The 25,290-nt window shown below is 33.3% G+C and carries 18 protein-coding genes; 13 read left to right on the top strand and 5 right to left on the bottom strand.

From position 1 onward, the window contains the following. The first annotated feature begins 284 nt into the window (after positions 1–284). The 8 genes from E7Z81_RS10500 (at position 285) to glyS (ending at position 11,219) form a co-directional block, all read left to right on the top strand. Complete coding sequence (locus E7Z81_RS10500; RefSeq protein ID WP_292747506.1) at positions 285–2,123, top strand: YhgE/Pip domain-containing protein; 1,839 nt, start codon at positions 285–287, stop codon at positions 2,121–2,123. A 57-nt stretch (positions 2,124–2,180) separates the two neighbouring features. Beyond that, positions 2,181–3,677, top strand: coding sequence for a hypothetical protein (locus E7Z81_RS10505; RefSeq protein ID WP_292747509.1), 1,497 nt, complete (start codon positions 2,181–2,183; stop codon positions 3,675–3,677). A 184-nt stretch (positions 3,678–3,861) separates the two neighbouring features. Further along, complete coding sequence (locus tag E7Z81_RS10510) at positions 3,862–5,457, top strand: AarF/ABC1/UbiB kinase family protein (RefSeq protein WP_292747512.1); 1,596 nt, start codon at positions 3,862–3,864, stop codon at positions 5,455–5,457. A gap of 210 nt (positions 5,458–5,667) precedes the next feature. Next, positions 5,668–7,149, top strand: a complete 1,482-nt coding sequence (gene tfrB / locus E7Z81_RS10515; RefSeq protein WP_292747515.1) for a fumarate reductase (CoM/CoB) subunit TfrB — start codon at positions 5,668–5,670, stop codon at positions 7,147–7,149. Between the two features lie 15 nt (positions 7,150–7,164). Beyond that, the gene (locus E7Z81_RS10520) at positions 7,165–8,073 is read left to right on the top strand and encodes a TrmJ/YjtD family RNA methyltransferase (RefSeq protein WP_292747518.1); all 909 of its coding nucleotides are present in this window, start codon (positions 7,165–7,167) and stop codon (positions 8,071–8,073) included. After that, positions 8,070–8,900 carry a DUF362 domain-containing protein gene (locus E7Z81_RS10525; RefSeq protein WP_292747521.1) on the top strand — a complete coding sequence of 277 codons (831 nt, stop codon included), beginning with the start codon at positions 8,070–8,072 and terminating at the stop codon, positions 8,898–8,900. Before E7Z81_RS10520 ends, E7Z81_RS10525 begins: the two co-directional genes overlap by 4 nt. A 24-nt stretch (positions 8,901–8,924) precedes the next feature. Next, positions 8,925–9,509 (top strand): dCTP deaminase, encoded by a 585-nt coding sequence (dcd, locus tag E7Z81_RS10530; protein ID WP_292747524.1) that lies wholly within the window; start codon positions 8,925–8,927, stop codon positions 9,507–9,509. Positions 9,510–9,524: 15 nt separating this feature from the next. Then, positions 9,525–11,219, top strand: coding sequence for a glycine--tRNA ligase (glyS, locus tag E7Z81_RS10535; RefSeq protein ID WP_292747527.1), 1,695 nt, complete (start codon positions 9,525–9,527; stop codon positions 11,217–11,219). A 2-nt stretch (positions 11,220–11,221) separates the two neighbouring features. Here the strand turns inward: glyS and E7Z81_RS10540 are convergent, their stop codons facing one another. Continuing rightward, entirely contained in the window at positions 11,222–11,998 is a 777-nt protein-coding gene (locus E7Z81_RS10540) for a transcriptional regulator FilR1 domain-containing protein (RefSeq protein ID WP_292747530.1), read from the bottom strand. A gap of 184 nt (positions 11,999–12,182) precedes the next feature. Between E7Z81_RS10540 and E7Z81_RS10545 the strand changes: the two genes are divergently transcribed. From E7Z81_RS10545 to E7Z81_RS10555, 3 genes are read left to right on the top strand one after another with little or no spacing between them, the layout of a single operon-like run. Further along, positions 12,183–12,938 (top strand): TatD family hydrolase, encoded by a 756-nt coding sequence (locus tag E7Z81_RS10545; protein ID WP_292747534.1) that lies wholly within the window; start codon positions 12,183–12,185, stop codon positions 12,936–12,938. 20 nt (positions 12,939–12,958) lie between these two features. Beyond that, positions 12,959–13,612: a carboxypeptidase-like regulatory domain-containing protein gene (locus E7Z81_RS10550; RefSeq protein WP_292747537.1), complete on the top strand. Its 654-nt coding sequence runs from the start codon at positions 12,959–12,961 to the stop codon at positions 13,610–13,612. Between the two features lie 27 nt (positions 13,613–13,639). Then, entirely contained in the window at positions 13,640–14,557 is a 918-nt protein-coding gene (locus tag E7Z81_RS10555; RefSeq protein WP_292747540.1) for a TDT family transporter, read from the top strand. A gap of 5 nt (positions 14,558–14,562) precedes the next feature. On the opposite strand, the gene E7Z81_RS10560 is transcribed toward E7Z81_RS10555, so the two are convergent. Together E7Z81_RS10560 and E7Z81_RS10565 are read right to left on the bottom strand one after the other, a co-directional pair. Then, the gene (locus E7Z81_RS10560; protein ID WP_292747543.1) at positions 14,563–15,102 is read right to left on the bottom strand and encodes a cell division protein SepF; all 540 of its coding nucleotides are present in this window, start codon (positions 15,100–15,102) and stop codon (positions 14,563–14,565) included. 5 nt (positions 15,103–15,107) lie between these two features. Next, positions 15,108–16,154, bottom strand: coding sequence for a DUF1611 domain-containing protein (locus E7Z81_RS10565; RefSeq protein ID WP_292747545.1), 1,047 nt, complete (start codon positions 16,152–16,154; stop codon positions 15,108–15,110). 191 nt (positions 16,155–16,345) lie between these two features. Between E7Z81_RS10565 and E7Z81_RS10570 the strand changes: the two genes are divergently transcribed. Both E7Z81_RS10570 and E7Z81_RS10575 read left to right on the top strand, forming a co-directional pair. After that, complete coding sequence (locus E7Z81_RS10570; protein WP_292747547.1) at positions 16,346–17,290, top strand: 3H domain-containing protein; 945 nt, start codon at positions 16,346–16,348, stop codon at positions 17,288–17,290. Next, positions 17,283–17,861, top strand: coding sequence for a ZPR1 zinc finger domain-containing protein (locus E7Z81_RS10575; protein WP_292747549.1), 579 nt, complete (start codon positions 17,283–17,285; stop codon positions 17,859–17,861). The genes E7Z81_RS10570 and E7Z81_RS10575 overlap by 8 nt, the downstream gene beginning before the upstream one ends. An 11-nt stretch (positions 17,862–17,872) precedes the next feature. Here E7Z81_RS10575 and E7Z81_RS10580 read toward each other — a convergent pair whose 3' ends face one another. Further along, positions 17,873–18,313, bottom strand: coding sequence for a hypothetical protein (locus E7Z81_RS10580; RefSeq protein ID WP_292747552.1), 441 nt, complete (start codon positions 18,311–18,313; stop codon positions 17,873–17,875). A gap of 265 nt (positions 18,314–18,578) precedes the next feature. Then, a complete protein-coding gene (locus E7Z81_RS10585; protein ID WP_292747555.1) occupies positions 18,579–24,956 on the bottom strand; it encodes a hypothetical protein in 6,378 nt (2,125 codons plus the stop codon). Between the last annotated feature and the right edge of the window lie 334 nt (positions 24,957–25,290).

Genomic DNA, 25,290 nt, shown 5'->3' on the forward strand with positions numbered 1-25,290 from the left:
AGGAAAATTAGAAAAGAAAAAAATTATGCTCCAAAAAATTAAGTTTGATCCAAATCACTTAAGTTTTTGAAAGAGCCGGAAAAAATTAAAAAAATTACTAATAAAATCTAAATTTAAAATCACCAGAACACATTAAATTCTTCATACTATAAACAAAACTAAATTTCAATCATATTTTTAATTTTAGAATAAATATTATTATATATAATTATTTTTATAAATCTATAATATAATATTAAAAATTAGAATAGTTTAACTTTTAAATTAATAAACAAAGTGAGAATATGGGTAGTAAAGATATAGGCAATATTGTCGAGATAATGAAAAACGATTTCAAATCAGCATTTTCAAATCCTATTGTAACCCTTGTTTTGATTGGAATAATTATTCTCCCATCCCTTTATGCTCTTTTAAATATACAAGCATGCTGGGACCCTTATGGAAATACGGGGAATGTAGAATTTGCAATTGCCAATCTGGATAATGGTTCCACATTTAATGATATAAACATCAATGTTGGAAATGAACTTGTTAAAGATTTGAAGAAAAATGACAAATTCAAATGGACATTTGTTACAGAAGATGAACTGCGAGATGGAGTTCATAGCGGGAAGTATTATGCGGGTATAGTAATACCCAAAAATCTATCGTCGAATGTTGTTTCGATTTCCGGAGATGATCCTAAACAAGCAGAATTGGAATATGTCGTGAATGTAAAATCCAATCCGGTAGCTACCAAATTAACAGATACCGGTGCGAATACTGTTTATACAACACTTAATGCAAAAATTATTCAAATTATTAACCTTGCGGCATATGGAAAACTTGGAGAGTTACAGGAAGGTCTTGCAGCTGGTGCAAGCCAACTAGCCAGTGGTGGAGGTCAACTTCAAGCAGGTGCTGCGCAAGTTTCATCTGGTGCAAGTCAGGTTTCATCAGGTGTTGGCCAAGTCCAAGATGGAGCTAGTCAAGTTAAAGACGGTGCTAGTCAGGTCCAACAGGGAAAAAGTGCAGTTGAACAAGGTGCAAGCCAAGTACAACAAGGTTCCAGTGCAGTTCAACAAGGTGCAAGCCAAGTACAACAAGGTTCTGAAGAATTAGACTCTGCAGTAGACTCATCTTTAATTCCGGACGGCCCTGTGAAAGAGTATATTGACAGTACTTCGGAACTGGCAAAGGGAACCGGCAAAGTAGCTGATGGGTCAAGCCAAGTTGCTCAAGGTGCCAGTGACCTAGCAGACGGTTCCGTGAAATTAGCTGATGGGTCAAGTCAAGTTGCCGGAGGAGCAAGTGACCTAGCAGACGGTTCAGTACAGTTAGCCGAAGGTTCATTAAGTCTTGCAGCAGGTGCAGAATTACTTGGAAATTCAGCTGCACAAGCATTATTTACTGCAGCAGGTTCACTTGGAGCAACAGCAAATGAACTTTCAGCAATTACAGGTATCAACGAAACACTCCTTGGAGATTACTTCTTCTCACCAGTTAAACTAGATAGAAATGAAGTATTTTCAGTACCTGACTACGGATCCAATGTAGCGCCATTTTATATTGTATTGTCCATGTGGGTTGGTGCTTTAATTACCTGTGTGATGATAGAACCTAAATCAAGTATAGGAACCAAATATTCTCCATTTGAAATGTATTCAGGTAAATTATTAATTTACATAGTTTTGAGCATGTTGCAGGCTTGTGTAACAATTATTGGAGCTTATCTTTTAGGAGTTCATGTAGATAATTATCCATTGTTTATATTTTCATCGATACTGGTATCGGTAGTGTTCATGATTCTGGTATATTCAGTGATTTCGGCAATAGGAACCGTTGGAAAAGGAGCTATAGTAGTTCTTTTGGTTCTTCAAATTTCAGCAACAGGAGGAATATATCCTATTGAAATCATGCATAAATTCTTCCAAACATTATACCCATATATGCCAATGACATATGCAATTAAACTGATACGGGAAGCACAGTTAGGTGTTGTCTGGTCAAATTACTGGCCAGCATTAGCTATTCTTTTAGCAATTGGTATAATAACAGTTATCGTTGCAGTAGCAATTAAGGAAAAAGCAGATAAAAGGTCAAAATTCTTTGAAGAAAAATTGGAGGAAAGTGGATTATTTTAGAAGTTATTTATTAACTTCTAATTATTTTTAAAAAAAATAAACACGGAGCTAAATAAAATGAAAAAAAAGTTATTTATTATACTATTAGTTGCTTGCATATTATTTAGCGTTTCAGGCGTTTTTGCCGCTGACATCAATGATACTTCAATATCCAGTGATGAAAGTAATATAAACAATTTAGAAGCAATTAATAACAATGAAAATCAACCTTTAGGAAATGTCACTGATTTAATCGGCGATGAGGATAACGGAACATTCACAGCATTGCAATTGAAAATCAGTCTTGCTAAAGATGGAAGCGAAATAAATTTAACCAGAGATTACAAGTACAACGATGATTTTAAACTAACCACTGGAATTTTCATCAATAAAGACATAACTATAAACGGTAACGGCCATGTCATTGACGCAATGGGCAAATCAAGAATTTTCAATATAAACTATGGAAACGGATTATCATTCCACAAGGTTATTTTGAATAATATCACCTTTAAAAACGGTAATGCCAAAATCTATGGTGGTGCAATATTAAACTTTGCAGATTTAACAATTGATAACTGTTATTTTACAAACAATAATGCAGGCACTGCCGGTGGAGCTGTAAATTCATTAGGAGCTTTAACTTTAAAAAATTCAAAATTCAATAAGAATTCTGCAGGGGGAGATGCCGGAGCGGTTTTCTCACTAACACTTAAAAAAGGTCCACAGTTCTATTACAATTATTTTGAAGGCAAAAATGCAACTGATGATGTTAACCTTTTATTAGGTATTGCAATGCAAGCAGCCCTTGAACATGGAAAAGACACCATAACCAACTGTGTATTTACCAACAACATAGCTAACGGTCGTGGCGGAGGAGCGGTTTATGCATACTCCCATATAGATATAAATTCATGTACATTCAATTCAAATAAGGCCAGTGAAAAAGGAGGTGCCGTATTTGGATGTAAAGACCTATTTATTAAAAATTCAAAATTTAATAAAAATCAGGTTTCAATGTATGGTGGAGCAGTCTATTTCAAATGCCATGAGCAAACAGGACATTACGAAAACGGCAAATGGGTTTCCAGCGTTAAATATTACACAAATTCAATTGAAGGATCAACTTTTGCAAACAATGTTGCAGGTGAAAGAGGGGGAGCAATCTACGGGTTCAGAACTTCCGACTCAGATAAAGTTCATTGCGCTAAAGCTGTGAAATGTACTTTTAGTGATAATAAAGCTCCAAAAGGTAAAGATATCTATGGCGGAACAGTTAAAAATTGTGTTTATAAAAATACAAAAATCGCCTTAAAAACAGCTACTGTTAAAAAATCAGCTAAAAAACTAACCTTACAAGCAACACTCAAAAAAGGTTCATCACCACTTAAAAGCAAACAGGTTACTTTCAAATTTAATGGAAAAACCTATAAAGCAAAAACCAACTCCAAAGGTATTGCAAAAGTTACCATTAAACAAAGTATCTTGAATAAGCTTAAAGTGGGCAAAACCATCAAATATCAAGCTAAATACAGTAGTTTTATTGCTAAAAAAACTGCAAAAGTTAAAAAGTAAATGCACAAGCATTTACTATTTTTATTTTATACATATTCTATTTTTTACTAATATACCCCTATTTTTAAAAAAAAATGACACATATTAAATATAATCCCAATAGAAAAATAATATTATATTAAATTTATTTTACTAGAAAAAACTATACGGAATATAGATTGTTTATAAAGTCGGGTGATTAAATATGGATAAAGAAACCAAACAGCGTTTGGGTGAAATTAGAGCTGCCCTAAAAAAATATGGTTTTGATAAAATTTTAGGCCAAACGGCAAAAAATAAAATTCGTTCAAAAGATGATGATGAAGCAGATAATCTTTTATTAGATGATGAAACACCAGTTAAATTAAGACTGATGCTTCAGGAATTAGGAACCACATTCATTAAATTAGGTCAACTGTTAAGCACTAGACCTGATGTTGTCGGTGAAAGAATAGCAAACGAATTAGCTAATTTACAGGATGATAATCCTGCAATAAGCTATGAACAAGTCAAAAAAATTGTTGAAAGAGAACTTCATGGCAATATCGATGAACTGTTTGAAGACTTTTCCCACGACCACCTGGCAACCGCATCAATAGGTCAGGTTCATGAAGCCAAACTGATAACCGGTGAGAGAGTTGCAGTTAAAATCCAGAAAGAAGGAATTACAGATAAGATTGATCTTGATTTAAGGATATTGAAATTTATAGCCGCTCGTGCGGACAGATTAAGTGAAAAGGTTAGAAAAATAAACTTGCCCGGAATAATGGATGAGTTTGACCGTTCCATTCACAAGGAAATTGATTACAATAATGAATTCATGAACATGCAACGCATTGAAATGAATTTTATTGACGACCCAAAGGTCCATATTCCCGCTACATATGACAGATATTGCTCCTCAAAAGTTTTAACAATGGAGTTCATAGACGGTACAAAGTTAAATGATGTCTATGCAAGTACAGGAGATGAATTTGACAAGAAACTTTTAGCAAAAACTGTCCTCGATTCATATCTTCAACAGCTGTTCATTGACGGATTTTTCCATGGAGACCCACACCCAGGCAACATCATGATTTTAGAGGACAATGTATTGTGCTATCTTGATTTGGGCATGATGGGATTCTTTGATGAAAAATTCAAACGTGACCTTTCCGAAGTAATGCTGCTGTTTGTAGACCAGGACGTTGACGGATTGATAAATCAATTAATGTACATGGACATCCTTGATTATGACATTGATACAACTACTTTAAGAAGAGACCTGAATGACTTGTTTGGAAGATATTTCGGTGTACAGCTCAACCGTTTCGATGGAGTCTTAGAAGCACTGCTTAACCTAATGCAAGAGTATGGAGTCATTCTTCCAAATGAAGTTGTTACAATGGCAAGAGGCCTGTCAATGATTGAAGCTACCGCACACAATCTCGATCCTGAAATTGATGTATTCGCATCAATTAAACCTGTTGCAGCTCAAATTGCAAAACAGAGACTCAGTCCAAAAAGATATATAAAAAGCAAAAAAAGCAGTGCAATCCTTTATGGACATATGATTCAGGCATTGCCAAAACTTCTTACAAAAACAATCCACAAGATTGAAAATGAAGAGCTGCAATTCAGATTTGAAGTCGACATTACCGACAAGGTTTCAATTATAGCATTAATCTCAGCACTCATAATCGGTTCTTCAGTTGTTTCTTTCGGACCCAGAGTATTCGACATGCCAGTAATCTCATTAATAGGTTATATAATAGCCATAATCTTAAGTATTATCGGCATGAGAAAATTTGTTTTAAAATAGATTTAAACAATTGAGGATTAATTTCCTCAACACTTATTTTTTTAAGAACCCAATTTAATTATTTTTCTACCTTTTTTTTAACCCTATTTAATTAAAACCATTGAAAATTAATATTTTTTTCAACTACAATAGTAAGTATAATATATTTGTTAAGATACAAATATTATATTATAATGTTTTATAAGCTTTTGATAATATTGGAGGGAAATGATGATTAAAGTATATGTTTCAAGATTTAACCCTGAAACTGACAGTGAACCCCATATGGAGTGTTATGAAATAGAGCAAACTCCACACATGAAGGTTCTTGATGCACTGCAAGCTATCAACGACAAGTATGATGCAGACATCAGTTTTAGAAGCTCTTGTAGAGCAGGCCAATGTGGATCTTGCGGAATTTTATTTAAGGGAAACGGTGCTCTAGCATGTCAGAAAGAAATAAAAAACGGAGCAATTATTGAACCGCTCAGATTCCCTGTTATTAAAGATTTGATAGTTGACAAATCAAGTATTGAAGCTAAAGTTAAAGATTTGGAATTATCCCTTCAATGTGACCACACATGCAGTGATGAGCTTGACACAAGCATCACAAAGGCAGATTCTCAAGAAACCAAAAAGGTTAGAAGCTGTATCGAATGTTACTCATGTTATTCAACTTGTCCTGTTGTCAATATTGCAACAGAAGAATTTGGTGGACCATACTTAATGAGATATGTCCGTAAATTTGAAAGCGATCCGAGAGATAATTTTGACAGGCTTAAAGAAGCTTTGGATGAAGGATTATACAAATGTACCAGTTGCGGTAAATGTCTGGCTGTTTGTCCTAAAAACATCAACACCTTTGGAGATGCAATAGAAAAAATGAGAGCTATTGCAGTTGCTAACGGTTCAGGACCTCTTCCAGAACATGTTGCATTTAAGGAAAACATCTTAAAAACTGGAAGGTCCGTAAAAACCAATAAAACTCCATTCATAGAAGAAGCTGAAAACAACACCGGTTCAAAAGTTGCATTCTTTACCGGATGTATGGTAGATTATAAATTCCCTGAAACAGGACATAAACTAGTTAAAATCTTAAAGGAGAATGGAATTGATATTGATGTTCCTGAAGGCCAGGTTTGTTGTGGTTCTCCTCTTTTAAGGACTGGTCAAACTGACATAGTTCAAGATTTGGTTGATAAAAACAAGGAAGTCTTTAAGGATTATGATACAGTAATCACAATATGTTCAGGTTGCGGAGCAACATTGAAAAATAATCATCCTGATTTTGGCTCCAAACTAAATGTAATGGACATTAGTGAATTTTTAGTTGACAAATTAGATGAATCCAAACTTAACGAAGTCAATATGACCGTTACATACCATGATCCTTGTCATTTAGGAAGGGGTCAAGGAATTAAAGATGCTCCTCGTGACATCATTGAAAAAATTCCAGGTGTTGAATTTAAAGAAATGAAATATCCTTGTCAATGCTGCGGAGCTGGTGGAGGAATCAAATCCGGAAAACCAGATATTGCACTGGATTTATCCAAATCTAAAGCAGAAATGATTAAAGAAACCGGCGCTGATGCAGTAGTTACAATATGTCCATTTTGTGAGCTGAACCTGCAGGATGGATTGAATGCAATCGGAGAAGAAAATATTAAAGCGATGCATATTCTTGAATTATTGAATAAATCTTACGAAGAATAGAACTTAAATTAGGAGTTGATTAAAATAGGAGATGCTGCAGTCAGTGAAGAAAAAGTGGTTGAGACAACTGCAATGAATTCACCTGAAGAAAAATCAGAAGAAAAAAGCGAAAAACAGTCAACTTCTACAAAAAAAGCTAAATCCAAAACTCAATCCAGAGGAACCGGAAGAGTAAAGCTTGTCCGTGACAAAGAAGACCGAGAAACTAATCTCTTTAAAGAGAATATTTATATTGTTTTTGTCGAGTGTGAAACTCCGGGAAACATTGGTTTTCTTGCGAGAACAATGGCAAACTTCGGATTGAAAAATTTAGTTTTAATAAATCCTCCAACATTAACAAATGAAGCATTCTATCAAGCAACACATGGTAAATACATTGTGGAAAATGCAAAAATTTATGCAACTTTAGATGAATTCTATCAGTCACAAAGAATTGATTTTAAGGTTGCTTCTACAGGAATGGCTGGAGGAAGCTACAATTTATCAAGGATTCCGTTAAGGCCGGAACAGCTTGGTGAATCAATGAATGTTTCAAATAAAATTGCAATTTTATTCGGAAGGGAAGGAGATGGACTTTCAAACAAAGAAATCGAAGATTGTGATATCTGCGTGTCCATTCCAACAGACCCAACATATCCTATCATGAATATTTCACATGCTGCCGCAATAATATTTTATGAACTATTTAAGAATAGGCATGATTTTGGAGTTGAGGGAGTTAATGAAAGCAGTGAATTAGAAAAAGATTATCTTTTGAAAGACATGAATTCATTAATTGACACTCTGGATATTCCGGAACATAAAAAGAAAAACGGTAAAAAGACTTTTAGAAATATTGTTTCAAGAGCATTCATTACCGGCAGAGAAGCCCATACTATGAAGGGCATTTTAAGAAGATTGAATAATAAGATTGGTGGACAATGAGACGACCTAGATTTGCAGACATAAGCATATTTACTTTAAAATACATATTCAATTGGAGATTTTGGATAGCTGAAATTACCAAAAAATCAAAAACATACAGAAGATTAATTGATAAAATGCTTTTTGAAGAGGATGAAATCGTTGTTATACCAAATACAATAAATATCAATAAGAAAATTGAATCAGAAGGTTCTGAATTCTTACCTACACAGATTATTAAAGATGTTATTAAAAGATGCGACGATATTGTAATTATGAATTCCTGTCTGTGCAGAACCTCAAACGGCTGTGAAGATTACCCCCAAGATATAGGATGTATCTTCCTTGGCCCAACTTCCAGAAAAATTCCAGCACATATTGGGAAAAAAGCAACTGTTGAAGAAGCACTTGCACATGTTGATAAAGCAGATGCAGCTGGATTAAGCCATATCATAGGAAGAAATAAAATTGATACCGTTTGGATGAATGTAAGGCCGGGAAAAGGACTATTAACAATTTGTCACTGCTGTCCTTGCTGCTGTTTATGGAAAGTACATCCTAATTTAGATTATTCAATTAGTGACAAACTGGAAAAACTCGATGGAGTGACTGTGAAACTCCATGAAGACAAATGCAAACTATGTAAAAAATGTTTAATGGAAGTTTGCATGTTCAAAGCAATAGATTTAGTGGACAATAAAATTACAATTGATTACGACATATGCAGAGGATGCGGACTTTGCGTAAATGCATGCAAATTCGATGCAATTACCATTGATTATACTGCTGAAACTATTGATAATGTAGTCAATAGAATGGACAATTTACTTGAAATTAGAGAATTTTAATTATAAACTTATTTGTGTGAAAAAATGGCAATTTTAAGTGATAAGACTATAAAAGAATATTTAAATGAGGGCAAAATAGAAATTGAACCTCTTTTAGATGAAAAACAAATCCAACCATCTTCCATTGATATGAGACTGGGAGATGAATTTAAAGTTTTTAAAGTTATTAGAAAACCCTATATTGATCCTAAAGATGAAGATGATATTGCATCTTATATGGAATCAACAACCGTTAAAAAAGGTGATGCATTTATAATACATCCAAACGAATTCGCCCTGGCAACTACACTGGAATACGTTAAAGTACCTGAAGATTTGGTTGCAAGAGTTGAAGGGCGTTCAAGTATGGGAAGATTAGGCGTTACCATGCACGTTACAGCAGGATTTATTGATCCCGGTTTTGAAGGCAAAATAACTTTGGAGATATCCAACATTGGGGCAATGCCTGTTGCACTCTATCCCGGCCAAAGGGTTTGTCAAATTGTTTTTGAAACTATGACAACACCATCTGAAATCCCATATGGACATCCGGATAGAAAAAGTAAGTATATGGGTCAAACCCGCCCTGAAAGCAGTAGAGTTAAATTAGATTATGAATTGGAAAAATAAGTGGAGATTATATTTATGAATCATGATAAAATGTCAAATATTAGTGCGAAAAGAGGATTTTTATGGCCATCTTTTGAGATTTACTCAGGAGTATCAGGTTTTACCGATTACGGACCTCTTGGTGCAAGTCTAAAAAATAACATTATGCAAAAATGGAGAAAACAGTATGTTTCAGGTGAAGGATTTTATGAAATTGAAGGCCCTACAGTAATGCCTAAGGAAGTCCTAAAAGCATCAGGACATGTTGACAACTTTACAGATCCAATGTGCAAATGTGAAAAATGCGGAGAAGTTTTTAGAGCAGACCACATCATTGAAGATGTTATCGGTGAGGATGTGGAAAGCCTTGAAAATGAAGAGCTTGACCAAATAGTCATTGACAACAACATCAGATGTCCTGAATGTGAAGGTGAATTGTCAAAAATCTGGAACTACAATCTGATGTTTAAAACAGAAATCGGTGCAAAAGGCGATAAAGTAGGTTATATGAGACCTGAAACTGCACAAGGTATATTCATTTTATTCAAAAGATTAGAAAGATTTTTCAGAGGAAAATTACCGTTCGGCGCGGTACAACTCGGAAAAGCATACAGAAATGAAATTTCCCCAAGACAAGGTGTTATCAGACTTAGGGAATTCACACAGGCAGAAGCTGAAATCTTTTTAAATCCTAAAGATAAAACTCATCCAAAATTCTCACAAATTGAAAATGAGGTTTTACGCTTAAATTCACAGGAAGTTCAGGAAAATAATTTGGAACCTTTAGAAATTACTGCACGTGAAGCTTTGGACAAAGGCATTGTGGCTAATGAAATGTTAATTTACCAATTATATTTAGCACGTAAATTCCTTATGGAAATCGGAATTCCTGAAGATGTTTTAAGATTCAGACAACACCTGAAAGGAGAAATGGCACATTATGCTCTTGACTGCTGGGACGTGGAAGTTTTAACTGACAAATACGGATGGGTTGAAATTATCGGAATAGCTGATAGAGGAGATTACGACTTGTCATCACATTCCAAATTCAGTAACGATGAGTTAAATGTATTTGTTGAATATGATGAACCTAAAAAAGTTCAAAAAACTATTGTGAAACCTAATTTATCTAAATTCGGACCAATATTTAAAGGAGACTCTCCTAAAGTAAAACAGGCAATTGAAGAAGCTGACGTCAATGAAATAAAAGAAGCTATCGATAAAAAAGGTAAATTTACAGTCCAATTAGATAAAGAATATGAAGTTACTGAAGATTTATTAATTTTCGAGGATGTTGAAGAAGAAATTACCGGAGAAAAAATCACTCCTCATGTAATTGAACCGTCATTCGGTATTGACCGTATTACATATTCTGTATTGTTACACTCATTTACTGAAACTGAAGGAAAAGATTACTTTAAATTCAATAAATCCGTGGCTCCTGTTCAAGTTGGAATTTTCCCACTTGTCAACAAAGAAGGACCTCGTGAAATAGCTCAGGAATTAACTGAAAACTTAAGAATGGCTGGATTTACAGTTGAATACGATGCAAGCGGAACCATCGGTAAAAGATACGCCAGAGCAGATGAAATTGGAATTCCTCTTGCAGTAACTGTTGATTTTGACTCACTTGAAGACGATAAAGTAACCGTAAGGGACAGAGATACAGAAACTCAAGAAAGAATTGCCATCAGCGATTTAAAAGAGTATCTGGAAAAATATTATAAATGAGTTTAAAACTCATTTATTTTTAAATTTTCATAAAGATTATTGGCCCAAACAATAGGATCTTCATGACTGGAAGTTAAAATCCTTGTTTGGTCAAAATAACCATTATCCATAAATAATCCTAAAATCATCACATTATCTGTAATAATCAATAGGAAAGAATTTAATTCATCAAATGGTTTTAAAGTTTCAATGCCTGATTTTCTCTCGAAACTGTTTAGCAGGTTCTGAGGAACATATATTTCTACATCACCTTTGGATGAAATCATGTCACATAGGATATCGAAAAAAGGTTCGTAAAAAATCGGCATTATACATTTTACGAATTCCGCTTCAGCCAGACAATTTTGAATAAAATTGTATGTCCTATATGCATCGACACCCTGAGATTCAATGAAATTCGCATTATGAAGCATATGGAACTCCAATACAGATTCAAATGGCAGCATGTCAATGATATGGCCTTGCAGAATGTTGAAAAAGTTATCCAATACAGCAATTGTCTGGTCAAGTTCCATAAGGTTAGCAATGCGAACCCTTGTTGAATTGGATAAAAAATATTTATTTTGGTGTCTGTAAATCCAATGCTTTAATTCCAAATCATGCATTGTACTTGAAACGGAACTATAACTCAATCCAGTCAAATCAGTTATTTCTTTCATGTTTCTAGGTTCTTCCAACAAAGTTACCAATACTTTTAACCTAACAAAAGAATTTGTTACGAATTTTACATCTTCAGCTATTGTTTCAAAATTTTTTATACAATCTACAGTATCTATCATACAATCACCTATGTAGTATTACTCTTATCTTAATTTTTATTACTATGGGATATAAAGTCAGCTGAAGTGAACAGGTACATCGCAATGCACTTGCAAAATACTTAAAAAGAATGATATAATTAGATATTTTTTTAACTTTAAATCAACAAAAATAGAATATAACTAAAAATATTGACGTGATAAGATGATTGACACCCATATGCATGCAGATTCAAGAAGCAGCGAAGATTTTGAAAAAATGTATCTGGCAGGCATTAATCAGGCAATAACCTGCAGCTACTACCCTTATAAAATTGATAACGAAACTATACTTTTAAATCACTTAAATAGGATTTTAGAATATGATACAAAAAGAGCCGGAGAATATGGCCTTGATTTAAAGGTAGCACTCGGAATCCATCCTACAAATACTATAGAAAATCCTCAGATAATATTTGAAAACCTCTACAAATGGATTGAAAACAACCAGATTGTAGCAATTGGTGAAATAGGTCTTGAAGATTTGACAGATAATGAAATTGAAACATTTGAAAAACAGTTAGATATTGCAGATGAAACAAATTCCAAAGTTATCATACATACACCTAGAAAAAATAAAAAGGAAGTCCTTGATAAAATTCTGGAGATTTTACCGAACCACATGGATGAAAAAAATGCAGTTATAGACCACATAAATCCGAATGTTATAAAAACAGCAATTGACTGCGATTGCATGTTAGGCCTGACCGTTCAGCCTCAAAAGATGGATAAAAATGAAGCTATAGCTATTTTAGATGAATACGGATTTGATAAATTTCTATTGAATAGTGATATCAGCAATAAACCGTCAGACCCGCTATCCGTTCCAAAAACAGTGAGAGAATTAAATAGAAGAGGATATTCAAAAGAAAACATTGAAAAAGTATCCCATAAGAATGCGCAGGAATTCTTTAACATTTAAACTTCAGAGGCTATGATAAAATGGATAATCAGAAAATAATTATAATATTGCTAATTATAATAATAGCCATACTTGCAGTAGGGCTTGGAGTAATGCTTACAGGAGATTTCAACAAACAGGAATGTAAATTAACCGTAAAATGCAACAAGACCATGAGCAATGGAGATTCAGTAATCATTAAACTAACAGATTTGAATAAAACTCCAATCAAAAACGCCAACATTACAATCAAATTGACAAGTAAAAACACTACCAAAGAATATAATGCAACTACAAATGAAAAGGGAAAAGCAACTCTAAAATTAAGCAACATGGATGATGGAAAATACACAGTTAACTGCACATTTGATGGAAACGACAAATACAAAGCAACAACAGCTGAGAAAAAATTCAGCTATACCGATGAAATAGTCGCATCAGGTGGAAGTAGCTCAGATTCAAGTTCTAGCAGTTCTGTTGATCCAATTGATGCCAATCGTCCAACAAATGATCCGAATTACAAAGGATATACTCCGCTTCATGAAAGTGAAGTTACCAATGACGGCTGGAATCCTAGAGAACATGAAGTGTCACGTAAAAACATGGCTGACGGTTCCCAGGAAATACGTTACGATGACGGATACTACAGGCTTGTTGATGAAAACGGTTATGTTATCACATACGGATACAAATAGATAATTAGCAACTAAAAAAGTGAAATTATGAATTTGATTAAAAATATTCCCCTCCCAATAAGCGGATTGGTTCTTGCATTGTTATCTCTTGGAAACCTGCTGCAGGACATCCATCCATATTTAAGATATCTTTTTGGGGCCATAGGGTTAATATTTTTAATTTTAATTATTTTAAAAATAGTTTCCCATCCCCAAAATGTTAAAGAGGATTTTAAAAATCCTGTGATACTCAGCAGTTTCGGCACATTTTCAATGAGTATTATGCTTTTATCTACATACCTCACCCAATTTAGCTCAAGTATTGCATATGCCATATGGATTATTGGAATAGTCTTGCATATTTTGCTAATGATTTACTTTACCTATCATTTTATGATACGTAATTTTGATATTTCTAATGTCTATCCGAGCTACTGGATTGTCTTTGTGGGAATCACCATGGCAGCAATAACATCTGCCGTTCACAATGCCCCTGAAATTGGATTCCTATTTTTCATCATAGGATTCATAGCAATGCTTTTAACAATGCCTTTGATGTTTTATAGATATATTAAAAAACCAGATGTTCCGGATGTCAATAAACCTCTGATATGCATATTTACAGCGATTTTCAGCATATTGATAGTGGGATACATCAATTCAGCACCAGGAATATCACCTGAATTTTTACTCATAATGTATGTCATCGCATGCATATTCTACATTTTTGCATTCATTAAGCTCATCGAATACAGAAATTTAGATTTTTATCCAAGCTTTTCAGCATTTACATTCCCATTTGTTATAAGTGCTCTTGCAACAAAAGGAGTTTTAGGAAAAATGGGAAGTAATTTAATTTTAAACTGCATATTAGAAATAGAAATAGCTGTAGCAGTTATAGTAGTATTATATGTATTAATAAGATATTTAAAATTTTTAAAAAGAAATAGTGGAAGTAGAAATTAATCTACTTAACCTTTGTTTACAACTTTTACTTTTTTAGGAGAAACGATTAACAAATCTTTATCTTCTGTTCTTGCAAGCAATAATGCCTGAACGCCGTATCTTTCTCTCATTTGTTTAATTTTTTCTCCGGCCAATTTGAAATTAGCAGCACTTTCTTTTTCTAAAAATGATAAATCCAAAATGACAGGATTATTTTCTTCAATTACCTGATCAACAACATAATTGATATCATCAATAGTTTTTGGCCTGATTAAAACAATCTCATAAAATGACTGTTCAGGAATTATCACATAATCATCATAATCCTCATAAGCCGGAGTTGGTGTAGGTTCCGGACGAGGCCTTGGATTTGGTGTTTGTCTTGGTTCCTGCCTATATTGAGGTTGAGAATATTGTTGTTGCTGATAGTTGTTGCCGTCTTTAGGTTTTACAAGATTATTAAACATGTCAGATAAATTTGAAAGAGCACCTTCCATACTATCATGATGATTTATTTCATCTTCTTCATAACCTAAACTTCTTTTAATATTATCCAAAAAACCCATTGTAATTACTCCTCTAAATATTCTAAAATAGCATCTAATAATTTTGAAGCACCATTATTGTAAACATCTTCAACAGGCAAACCAAATTGAGATTCAAATGATTCGATATCTGATTCGGAATTCTTGAAATTAACTGATAAACCAACAACTTTTGTAGGCTCCACAGCTTCAATAGCTTTGATTTCTTCAGCAATACCTCTAGGTTCTCTGTATGGATGATTTGGTCTGTGTCCAACAATTACTGCATCAGGAGCGGCTCCTATTAAAATTGCTGCTGACAATCCTCTTGGATGAGGATTTCCGTCTTCAGTCAGACTGGACTGACCTTCAATAAAAATAATATCAGGATGTTTTGTTTCTTCAACATATTTGATTGCAGATAAAACCGCTGCAGGGACATCCATTGCAGACAGGCTTCCTGCTCTAAAGTTAAAATCAGTAGGTTCTTCCAAACCCATTTCATCAGTGGAAATAATAGCAGATGTCATGCCTCTTTCACTGCTGGCCTTACCGAGCATTTTAGTTGTGGTTCTTTTTCCACATTCCTGGGAGGTTCCGCCAACAAAAATTACTGGAGCTTTAGGAGTATAAGATATCTTTGGCAATACTTCACATGATTTTTCAGGGGCTACTCCAGCTATTTTCTTAACAACATCTAACCTAGGACCAATCTCTTTTATGACAACCTGCTTTGAATCAGCAAATTTCTTTAAAGACAAGTTTTCTTCAATTGACAATGATCTAAATGAAGTGATTACATTCAAACCGGAATCGATAGCTTGAACTGCATATTTTAATGCAGAACCTTCAGCACCAATAGGTAACATTATTACAAGAGATTTTGCTTCTGGCGCATCTTTTAAACAGTTTTTCAAACTGTCACAAACAATGTGGCCACAAAATTCCTTTCCTTGCTTTCTTTCATCATCATCAATGAAACCTACTGTTTCTATTCCTTCAAGATTGGAGAACTTTTCACCTCCGCCTCCGCATCCAACAACTATGAACGGATTTAAATCTTGAATTTCTTTAACTGATTTTACTGAATACAAAAACTTCACCCCTACCTATAATTTATAACTTATAACTAATCATGTAAATTTAATCTTAATTTTTTAAAAAAAAATTTCAAAAAATGATACTATAATAAATTATGAATTTTCATATTAATAAAGTATAATGTTTTATGTTAATATAACCATAAATAATACCATATACTACAAATTTATAATGGGGAGATAAAATGAGAAAACCCTACGTCATACTTATTGGAAGTGCATCAGGAATTGGAAAATCTACAATCGCAGCAGAATTGGCCAAAACATTAAATATCAAACATCTGATTGAAAGCGATTTTATAAGAGCTGTTGTGCGAGGAATTATTGGGAAAGAATATGCTCCTGCACTGCATAGCTCCTCCTATGATGCATACAAACACCTGAGAAATAAAAATAGATACGAAAGTTATGAAGAGCTGGTATCGGCAGGATTCGATGAACATGCAGCATCCGTCATACCCGCTCTGGAAAAAATTATTCAAAGAGCAATTACAGATTACGATGACATAATCATAGAAGGAGTCCATCTAGTTCCCGGATTAATCAATATCGAACAGTTTAAAGAATATGCGGAAATTTACTTTTTTGTATTGAGCTCCGATGAAGAGGCACACAAGGAAAGATTTGTTAAAAGAGCTGTTCAAATACACCGAGGCGGAAAACAGCTGGATTTCTTTAGAGAAAATAGGATAATCCATGACCACCTCCTAAAACAAGCTGAAAGTCATAACGTTCATGTTATAAAAGCGGAAGAGATTGATAAAACACTTGATAAAATTTTAGCAATCATCAACAATTCCTGCACCACCGTCAATCTAATAAACAGCGTTGATGAACTTGAGGATGTCATTGACATAATCATTAATAAAAATAATGGAAGCATCAGAAACATTACATATTACATAAAAGGCTTCAAGGAACCTTTATCAAGAAACGTCAATGTTTCAGATTCACAATCCGCTGAAAAATTTATTGAAAAACTTAAGGATGATGAAAATAAAAAAGAAGATTTAAATGGACTATATCACTTATCAGAATATAGGAAAACAACTATCTGCGCACCTAATCAGGAAAAGCTGGATAACATTATAAAAGAATTGAATGAAAAAGGATATGTTTTAAATGAATGAAGAGCAATTAACTGAAATGATTATCAAATGTCCCGCATGCGGTATAGAAGGCAAGGCAAAGTCAATTATGAAGGAACTTGAAATTCCTCACTTTGGAAAAGTACTTGAAACAAGTATCCAATGCCCGGAATGTGGATTTAAACACAATGACATTATTGCATTGGAACAAAATGACCCTGCAAAATATGTTTTGGAAATTAACAAAAATACATTAACAGTCAGGGTTGTTCGCTCACAGTCTGCAACTGTTTCAATACCTGAAGTAGGCATTAAAGTGGAACCCGGTCCAAAATCTGAAGGGTATGTGACTAATGTTGAAGGAATGCTTAATCGCTTTGAAGATGCAGTGAAAAAAGCTTTGCAATTGTTTGATGACGAGGAATCCCAGAAAAATGGAAAAAATACTCTCGACCACATTCAAGAACTAAAAAATGGAAACAAAACTGCAACATTAATTATTCAAGATCCGTTTGGACAAAGTAACATAGTCAGTGATAAGGTTGAAATTTTAGAAATTCCGGAAGAGGAATTGCGAGAATTAAAAACAGGTTTTAGTCATATTGAAGAGTAAAAAAAGGAAGATTATTCTTCCTCTTCTTCATCATCGTTTGATGCTGTAAAACTAGCAAATGAATCTTCTTCTACAACATCTTTTAATTTTAATGTTTTTTGTACATCCATAGCTAATGCATTACAATCTGCTTTAATAGCTTCTAAATGTAATAATATTCTTTCTTTTTCTTGATTAATTCTTTCAATATTAGTATATGGGTAAGTGGATTCTTTAAGCATTTCATACTCAATAGTAGTGTATGGATAATCATTTAATTGTTTACAAACATTTTTTAAGACTTCTCCTAAAAATTTGTTCATTTCTACTTTTACCCTTTCCCTGATCATTTTGTCATCATCAAGATTTTCTTTCATTAAACGTACAACTTCTGCTTTAGCAAAAGGTAATTTTTCTTCTTCTTCATCAACAAATTCTTCAGAAGTTTCTTCAATCATTTCTTCTTCAGACATGTTTACACCTCGTTTAATTAATTAAAAATATTGAATCATTAGATAAAATTTTAAAAAAATTATTATTTCATCAATATCTAACTATAAATTTATCATAAGTTTTATTTAAAGGTTTTGATTAAATTAAAGAAATGGAGCAGTATTTGGCCAGTTATAGCAATAAGTATACAAATTATGAATCGTGAAAATAATTATTTTAATACTTGCAAAATTTCGAAAAATCGTTTCAAAAAAAATAAAAAAGTAGCTCGAAAGCTACTTAAAATCATCTTCTCTTCAATATATTCTTACCACAAACTGCACCCATACTAAAAACAAACAACAATATGATTACCATAAACGGATTACCTGAAACATGTTTTTTAAGAACAGATTCAGAATATTTAATTAATTCTTCCTCATGATTTTTTACATGCTCTTTTTTAACATTATCTACAGGATTATGTTTATTGGAAACATTTATAGTTACAGTATCATTATTATTGTTCAAATCAGAGTCATAATTGTCACTTTTTGCAACAACATTATTATTTGCAGTTCCCGGTTTTTTAGCTATTGCATTGACTTTTAAGAATGCTGATTCACCAACATCCAACTCATCCAATGACCAGACATTGTTCTCCTCATCAAAGTCACCCCCGCTAGCCTTAAATGACTTAAACAATAATGAATTATCCATAATCTCACGAACTTCAACATTTTCTGCTTTATCAGGTCCGTTATTTGTCAGTTTAATGGAAAATTTAACCAAATCTCCCACTGAATACTTATATTTAGAAACTGTCTTTGTAATGGAGATGTCACTAGCAGGTCTCACAAATACAGACTCTTTAGCATCATTGTTGCTTAAATCAGGGTCAGTTTCACTAGCCCATACTTCAGCAGCATTCACAAAATTGCCTGTAGCTTTGATTTTACATACAATTTCTAATTTTACGGATTGGCCGTTTAACAAATCACCAATATAGAATAGTGAATCTTCTAATTTTCCACCATACACATCAACAATCTCCAAACCTTTTGGAATTACATCACTTACAAATACATTGGATGCATCGTTAGGACCATTGTTTTTTACAATCAATGTCCATTTAATTAAATCCAAATAATTTGCTTGAGTAACATTGGCAAATTTAATTATTGACATGTCCGCAATTGGATTGACAGAAATTTTCTCACTATCATCGTTATTTGATTCATTCCAGTCATATTGTGATGGAATAACACTTACAATGTTTTCAATATCATTTAACCTATTTATTAAACAACGAAGCATCAGATATTGGCTTTCACCTAAACTTAAATGATTTAATTGCCAAATGCCATCATAATAAGTGCCTGCACTACAGCTGTAACTTATTAACTCTAAGCCGTCAGGCAATATATCAACCACCAATACATCATCACTGTCATCAGGACCGTTATTTGTAACAGTTATTGTCCATTCAACAATATCCCCATAATCAGGATATGAATTGTCTACGGTCTTTGTGACAGACAAATCTGAAGATTTTGGAACTGAAACAGTATTGTTATCAACATTATTGGACAAATCAGGATCATATTCATTGCCTTTGATTGTCGCAACATTGGTTAAATCCCCAGTTTTTGTAACCTCACAAATCAATTCCAAAGTTTGGTTTTCACCAGGTTCAATGCAGCAAACCGCCCAGACACCATTGTCATAAAATCCTTTTGTTGCAGTGTAATTGACCATTTTTAAGCCTTCCGGCAAACTATCCTCAACATAAACCCCTGTAGCTTTATTTGGACCGTTATTGATGGCTATTACTGTCCATTTAACAAACTGGAGATAATCAACAGTTGATTGATTTACCAATTTTATAACTTTTAAATCTGAAGCATTGGCAACTTTGATTGTTTTGTTATATTCATTATTGGATTTATTCCAGTCAAACTCTTTACCTGTGACTGATACATTATTGACAAATTCACCAGTTGCATTAACTCTGGAAATTATGTTTAAATGTTTTGTTTCACCTTTACTTAAGGTTCCAACATTCCAAATACCAGAATTATGATTATATTTGCCATTTGAATCATCACTGCTCCATATTAATCCAACTGGAAGCAGGTCAGAAATGATAACTCCAGTAGCAGCATCAGGACCATTATTAGTCACAGTTATTGTCCATTTAACTAAATCCTGATAGTTTGGTGAAGATTCATTTACATGTTTTGTTACTGTTAAATCAGTTGCAGGTTTAACGAATATGGAAGCATTATCTCTATTATTGATAGGATTTTGATCAAACTCATTACCTTTGACGCTTGCAACATTAACGAAACTTCCAGTGACATTGACTCTAGTATAGATATCAACACTAACAGAACTGCCAACACCTAAACTGCCAATATCAATAACCCCTTTATTTAACGGTTTTGTGGAATTTAAATAAACAAAGCCCTTAGGCAAAGTATCATAAATTTTAACACCACTAGCAGCATTTGGACCATAATTAGTAACAGTCAAAGTCCATTTAACAACATCAGTATAATTAACAACACTTTCACTAACAACTTTAACAACAGCCAAATCACAGGCCGGACTAACATTAACAACCTCAGAATCATAATTATTAGACATATCCCAATCAAACTCATTGCCGGAAACGCTAACAACATTCTCAATAACGCCAGTAGCATTAACCCTACAAACAACAGACAAACTAGCAGTGCCACCATTACTTAAAGTTCCAACATTCCATACTCCGGAATTGTGATTATATTTCCCATTTGAATCATCATTAATCCAAATTAAAGTTTTTGGAAGTTTATCACTGACTTTTACTCCAGTAGCGGCATTCGGACCATTATTTGTAACAGTTATTGTCCATTTTATCAAATCGTTAATGTTTACTTCTGAAGCATTAACATCTTTAACAACACCTAAATCCGCTGCAGGTTTCACTAAAATGGAAGCATTGTCTCTGTTATTGATAGGATTTTGATCAAACTCATTACCTTTGACGCTTGCAACATTAACGAAACTTCCAGTGACATTGACTCTAGTATAGATATCAACACTAACAGAACTGCCAACACCTAAACTGCCAATATCAATAACCCCTTTATTTAACGGTTTTGTGGAATTTAAATAAACAAAGCCCTTAGGCAAAGTATCATAAATTTTAACACCACTAGCAGCATTTGGACCATAATTAGTAACAGTCAAAGTCCATTTAACAACATCAGTATAATTAACAACACTTTCACTAACAACTTTAACAACAGCCAAATCACAGGCCGGACTAACATTAACAACCTCAGAATCATAATTATTAGACATATCCCAATCAAACTCATTGCCGGAAACGCTAACAACATTCTCAATAACGCCAGTAGCATTAACCCTACAAACAACAGACAAACTAGCAGTACCTCTATTATTTAAAGTTCCAACATTCCAAATTCCAGTATTATTGTTATAGTTACCGCTTGATCTAACAAATATTAATGATTCTGGAAGAACTTCTTTAACTTTTACTTCAGTAGCTGTATTTGGACCATTATTTGTAACGGTAATTGTCCATTCAATTAAATCTCCCAAATCCGGCCTTGAATTATTCACTGATTTTTTAATACCCAAATCGGATGCAGGTTTTATGAAAATGGAAGCATTGTCCTTATTATTGTCAGGATTATAATCATGTTGATTTCCTTTGACGCTTGCAACATTAACAAAACTGCCAGTGATATTAGCTCTGCAGTAAATATCAACACTGACAGAACCGCCAACACCTAAACTACCAATGTCAACAACACCATTATTTAACGGTTTGGTAGAATTCAAATAAATAAATCCATTAGGCAAAGTATCATAAATTTTAACACCACTAGCAGCATTTGGACCATAATTAGTAACAGTCAAAGTCCATTTAACAACATCAGTATAATTAACAACACTTTCACTAACAACTTTAACAATAGCTAAATCACATGCAGGATTAACCTTTATTTTGTCACTATCTTGGTTATTTGATTTATTCCAATCGTATTGTTGTCCTGATACTGAAACTTCATTTTCAATAGTTCCGGTTGCATTAACTTTACATGTTATATGCAATGTAGCGCTCTTGCCGTTATTTAATGTACCGATGTTCCATACTCCAGTTTCATGATTATACTTCCCATTTGAATCATCACTATCCCAGATTAAAGATTTTGGAAGCAAATCGTTTGCAATTACTCTTGTTGCAACATCAGGACCGTTATTTGTAACAGTTATTGTCCATTTTACAAAATCGCCCATATTGACAGTAGTCACATTAACAGTTTTTACGACAGCAAGATCAGCTGCTGAATCAACATTTATCTTAGATTGGTCGTGGTTGTTTGTTATATTGTAATCATATTCATCAGCTGTAACATTTACATTGTTAACAATTTCCCCTGTTTTGTTAATCTGGGTCTTGATTGTGACAATATAAATTTCACCCACTTCCAAAAAGTCAATTGTTAAAGTACCGGTTTTCGGATTATAATCTCCATTTGTATTGTCTTCCAACCAGATTAATCCATCAGGTAAAATATCCCTTACAACAACATTTGTTGCGTTACTTGGACCGTTATTTGTAATATTCAATGTCCAGATAACAATGTCATCATAATTTATAACTTCAGGAGAAACGGATTTTCTGACTTTATCATCTACCTGTGCAGTTACTGTGAATGTTGTTGAGTTGGTAATTGATTTATAATATGTATCTTCAAAATGCATTGCAGTTACATAGTATTTTCCAACTTTTAGATTGTTTAAATTATCACTAACTTCACCAAACACATTAGAATTTAATGTTTTATTGTAAACAATGCTGCCGTCTTCATGTTTTACTGTTAATAATATCCCCATATTGTATTCACAGTCATCCTGATATAACTTATCTTGAGTATTTGCTCCTGAAACTGGAGTCTGGCCGTCAATATTTATGTAGGTGTTATCCGCAGCATTGTATATTGCATTGGATACGGCTAAATTTCCGTATTTTCCAATGTTGTTACCACCATGAATAATTGAGCCTATTGTTTCGGTTTCGCCGAAGTAAATATCTTTTGCATAAATAGGCAATGCATAAACCCATGCCTGATTTTGGTATAATGTGTTATTGGTTAATTTTAAATCAAATCCTGACTTATCATAATAGATTGCACTACCGTTTCTTGCAGTATTATAACTGAAATCATTATCTTTAACTATTGCATAAGTACTGTTGATGTATATTGCACCACCCAATCCGTCATTTAATTTACTGACGTCAGGAATTGCATCATTTGAAATAAATGAAGAACCTGCAATATTGGTGTTTGTTCCATTTATAAAAACCGCACCTCCATCAATATTTGCAATGTTATTGTTAAATGATGAATCATCAATATTTACTGATTTTGCATTTATACAAACAGCCCCACCATATGTTGAAGCATTGTTATTGTTGAATTTACAATCTTTAACATTAACATTCATACCGTTTAATTGTATGGCTCCACCAATTGGAGCAGCATTTCCATCAAAATCACATTGAACAATGTCTAAATCCATTGTTGAATATAAGTATCCTGTTGCTAATGCCCCACCATAATATCTAGCGTAATTATCCATAAATGTACAATTTTTAATCAATCCTGAAGCGTGGTAGGTTAATGCTCCACCCTGAGATGCGGAGTTATTGATAAAGATACAATTTTGATAAATTGTACCGTTACGTACACATCCTGCACCCCCATGTGCCCAACTGCTATCAGAATCTACATGATTATTTATAAATTTACATCCAGAGACTGTTACTCTTGCTTTATAATCATCCAATCCAACTTGAATTGCACCACCATATGGAACATAACCCCTAGGATCACCATAAGCACTGTTTGAATCAAATAAACAATTTTCAACAATAGAATTATCTCCATAGACCTCTAATGCACCTGAGCTAACCAGAGCATGATTAGATATGAACTGACAGTTTTTTACTTTCATATTAACTGCAGTCACATTGTCTCCCATCGTGGAAACTGCACCTCCTCTCAACGCAGCATTACCCTTAAAAATACAATTCGTAAACTCTATGTTTTTTGTCTCAATTCTAATAGCACCACCTAATCCTGACGTATTTCCATTAATAAATTTGATATTATTGAATGTGGATCCTGCCGCAGACGCATTGAGAAACATTATCTGAGACATTCCCTTACCGTTCAGTGTTGCAGTCGAATCTGCAGTAAAAAATATTTTTTTGTTCACCACGATTTTATCATACTTCTTTTCTGCATTATATGTGCCACTTAATTTTAATGTATCCCCACTATTGGCACTTTTAATTGCTTTTCTAATATCTGCAAAAGTATTTCCAGAAACAGGAGTTATTTTTGCTCCTAAAAGTTCATTGTTTTCATCAACACTTAACGAATAATCACTTTCAACATTCATAGTCAATATTTCATCATGAGAATTTTCTAGTTTATCTTCAATATTTAATTCACTCCCCATTCCAAAATCACTCTGATTTAAATCCAGAGCATAAATGTTATCCATACTTACCCCAACAGAAGTAACTACTAAAATAACAAACAACAGTGAAATTAGAAAGTGATTGCTAATAGCTGTTTTTTTACTATTTTTAAACATATTTAATCACCTAATTTCGAGGACAATTACATACCATTAATTAGGAAAACTATTAACCAGCAATTAAACTTTTTATTTTAGGTTAGTTTTTTGAAATAATAATTTTAACCCATTGAATTTAAAAATGATTGATAATTTAATGGAATAACTCTTATCGAGACATCCAACACAAAATATTTCACCAGAATATTTTGACAAAAATTAAACAATTATTTTCAATTCAACATATCGAATTAAATTTTCACAAAATCCTATTAAATTGAACTTAAAATAAAAGATAATCTTTCTAAATCCTCAAATTACTTATTAAAAAACAATGTATTTAAATTTATGC

Source organism: Methanobrevibacter sp. (assembly GCF_015062935.1).
GTDB lineage: Archaea > Methanobacteriota > Methanobacteria > Methanobacteriales > Methanobacteriaceae > Methanocatella.

Excerpts from the sequence above, each read along its gene's own strand:
- E7Z81_RS10500 (WP_292747506.1), top strand. The coding sequence starts at position 285 with ATGGGTAGTAAAGATATAGGCAATATTGTCGAGATAATGAAAAACGAT.
- E7Z81_RS10505 (WP_292747509.1), top strand. The coding sequence starts at position 2,181 with ATGAAAAAAAAGTTATTTATTATACTATTAGTTGCTTGCATATTATTT.
- E7Z81_RS10510 (WP_292747512.1), top strand. The coding sequence starts at position 3,862 with ATGGATAAAGAAACCAAACAGCGTTTGGGTGAAATTAGAGCTGCCCTA.
- tfrB (WP_292747515.1), top strand. The coding sequence starts at position 5,668 with ATGATTAAAGTATATGTTTCAAGATTTAACCCTGAAACTGACAGTGAA.
- E7Z81_RS10525 (WP_292747521.1), top strand. The coding sequence starts at position 8,070 with ATGAGACGACCTAGATTTGCAGACATAAGCATATTTACTTTAAAATAC.
- dcd (WP_292747524.1), top strand. The coding sequence starts at position 8,925 with ATGGCAATTTTAAGTGATAAGACTATAAAAGAATATTTAAATGAGGGC.
- glyS (WP_292747527.1), top strand. The coding sequence starts at position 9,525 with ATGAATCATGATAAAATGTCAAATATTAGTGCGAAAAGAGGATTTTTA.
- E7Z81_RS10540 (WP_292747530.1), bottom strand. The coding sequence starts at position 11,998 with ATGATAGATACTGTAGATTGTATAAAAAATTTTGAAACAATAGCTGAA.
- E7Z81_RS10545 (WP_292747534.1), top strand. The coding sequence starts at position 12,183 with ATGATTGACACCCATATGCATGCAGATTCAAGAAGCAGCGAAGATTTT.
- E7Z81_RS10550 (WP_292747537.1), top strand. The coding sequence starts at position 12,959 with ATGGATAATCAGAAAATAATTATAATATTGCTAATTATAATAATAGCC.
- E7Z81_RS10555 (WP_292747540.1), top strand. The coding sequence starts at position 13,640 with ATGAATTTGATTAAAAATATTCCCCTCCCAATAAGCGGATTGGTTCTT.
- E7Z81_RS10560 (WP_292747543.1), bottom strand. The coding sequence starts at position 15,102 with ATGGGTTTTTTGGATAATATTAAAAGAAGTTTAGGTTATGAAGAAGAT.
- E7Z81_RS10570 (WP_292747547.1), top strand. The coding sequence starts at position 16,346 with ATGAGAAAACCCTACGTCATACTTATTGGAAGTGCATCAGGAATTGGA.
- E7Z81_RS10575 (WP_292747549.1), top strand. The coding sequence starts at position 17,283 with ATGAATGAAGAGCAATTAACTGAAATGATTATCAAATGTCCCGCATGC.
- E7Z81_RS10580 (WP_292747552.1), bottom strand. The coding sequence starts at position 18,313 with ATGTCTGAAGAAGAAATGATTGAAGAAACTTCTGAAGAATTTGTTGAT.
- E7Z81_RS10585 (WP_292747555.1), bottom strand. The coding sequence starts at position 24,956 with ATGTTTAAAAATAGTAAAAAAACAGCTATTAGCAATCACTTTCTAATT.